General features: G+C 62.5%; 2 protein-coding genes. Both read right to left on the reverse strand.

Features of this window, described 5'->3' with window-relative positions; translation table 11 throughout:
• Positions 1-447 precede the first annotated feature (447 nt).
• Entirely contained in the window at positions 448-1152 is a 705-nt protein-coding gene (locus NMG80_RS01220) for a transglutaminase-like cysteine peptidase (protein WP_254016443.1), read from the reverse strand.
• On the reverse strand, positions 1149-1997 hold an 849-nt coding region (locus NMG80_RS01225; RefSeq protein WP_254016444.1), incomplete at its 5' end, for a glucoamylase family protein. The genes NMG80_RS01225 and NMG80_RS01220, both read right to left, overlap by 4 nt.

A 1997-nucleotide genomic window follows, 5' to 3' on the forward strand; every position in this document is an offset into this window, starting at 1 on the left:
GTGACATCATGCGCGGCCGCGATCCCCGCGCTTTCTCCCATGGTCCGCGCTACCGCGGCCCGACAAGGGGAGGTAAGCCGCAATTCAAGCGGCCCATCCGTGGCGGAGGAGGCCTCGCCGGCCCACCGCGGCCCAACGTGCCGTCAGGCCTTGGCGGCCCACCTATGCCACCCTTTGGCGGCCCTCCTCGGCTGTGAAATGGGGCGCTGCAAAGAACAGCCTCTGGAGAGGCAAACGGCTCGGTCACAAGCCATCGTCCTTCCACAACCAGCCGTGGGCAACCTCGCCGCGTTTGCGTGCAGGCCGTGTCCTCGTCGTGCCACCGGCGATGAGTGAAGCGACATGGTATCTGGACGGAACATTCTGGCAATGCTCCGTCTGGGCGCTGCCCACGTCGGGACGAGGCGAATAGCCCAACGACCAAGCAGATTGTGCTGTCACGCTCGGTCACCGTTTCGTTGGCCTGTCGATAGTCTTGCCCACTCGACGGTTGGAGACGCTCGCCTGCGTGGCGACCGGAGTGACTACTAGCGTGCTGACGATTGGGTTCCCGCGTTCGCGGATTGTGACCCAGCTGCCAGGGTGGTCACTCGACTGGCGCTTGAGAAAAACATAGCCGGTCTGGTCCCAATGGCGGATCGCATCCGTCAAATTGTCGAGAATGAAATCGCCTTTGTCTGTTCGGACAGTGAGAACTGCATGGCCTTGGCCGTCCGGCTGGCGCACGACCGTGATCAGAAGGTTGGATAGCGACAGACCCTCGCGCATGAGATCACGACGCTTTTCGAGCACGTAGTCCTCGCAATCGCCAAGGCCGTTCGGATAGGCCCACACTTCGTCCTCGCCATAAACATCGAAATCGGTCTTCGGTCGAACCGACCTGTTGACCCGTGCATTGACTGCGACGACGTTTCTCCAGACCGTGGAGGTGACATGTTGGGGGCCGAGATCGTGGGTGCGGATCGTGCATTCCGCCGAATTGGCTTTGCAGAATTCGTAGTGTCCAATCGGCTGAGAGGCTAGACCGCCCGTCAGCATCGGTGGTGATGCGTGGGCCGATCCTGCCGGCCATCCCACCGTGATCAGCCCGAACAGAATGCCGGAGCGCATGATTGCGAGCCGCGCTTTTGACAGGGAATACGCAGTGCTCATGACGTGGCTGCGGCGGCTTTCGGGCGCCGGGAAAAGCCGAGCCTCGCGAGCCCGATCTGGATCTCCGGACAGCTCATGAAGAGGCGCCACAGAAGCCCGCTCCGGTAGTTCTCGATCATGACCACGATCGGTCCCTGATCGATCGCCAAATACGAGTCCGCGCACCAATCCGTCGAAGGGCTGAATGCATCCCTGAAGCCATACTCGCCCCACAGCCGGTCGCCACGCGAAGCGAAGTGGCGAAGCGCCAGCTCGCATTCCGCGGGGGCATAGGGGAAGGAGCCGAGGGCGCCGGATGGAGTGATCACGCCGAGGTCCCGGTCGGGAGCGTGCGCGACATAGCCGTCGATACTGTCGCTCGCAGTCAGCCCCCAGCAGTCCGCGCCATAGCCGTCGAATTTCCCTGGATTGCGAACGCAGTGCGTCCGGTTGATATGCGTATAGGCGACGTTCTGATGCCAATAATCGGCATAGCGATCTCGAAGCGCCCTCGGATCGAGGCCGAGGAACGAATAGTGCGAGAAGAATAGCGGACCGCCGTGATCAGGCCCGAGAGGCAGCCGCACGCCTTCAATGCTTCGGCCGTTGGCGAAGGCCCGGCCCGCCGCCCAACCGCGGTGATAGACATCGGGCTCGATCGAATGCCGTGCGGCAGACGCGGCGAGGATGAATGCAATCAGGCATTCGTTCCATCCGTGGATCGGGAGGTCCATCGCCCATCCGTGCACCGGGCTCCAATGCCAAACGAGCGCCTCGGAGCCGCGGGTGTACCAGTCCCATTCGACCTCCGACCACAGAGCGTTGATAAGGCTTCGCAAGATGCGTTCCTTAGCGTCCGGCCCTCG

Source organism: Mesorhizobium escarrei (genome assembly GCF_935825525.1).
GTDB classification, from domain to species: domain Bacteria; phylum Pseudomonadota; class Alphaproteobacteria; order Rhizobiales; family Rhizobiaceae; genus Mesorhizobium; species Mesorhizobium escarrei.

Coding starts and splice junctions, on each gene's coding strand:
- NMG80_RS01220 (WP_254016443.1), bottom strand. CDS start 1,152: ATGAGCACTGCGTATTCCCTGTCAAAAGCGCGGCTCGCAATCATGCGC.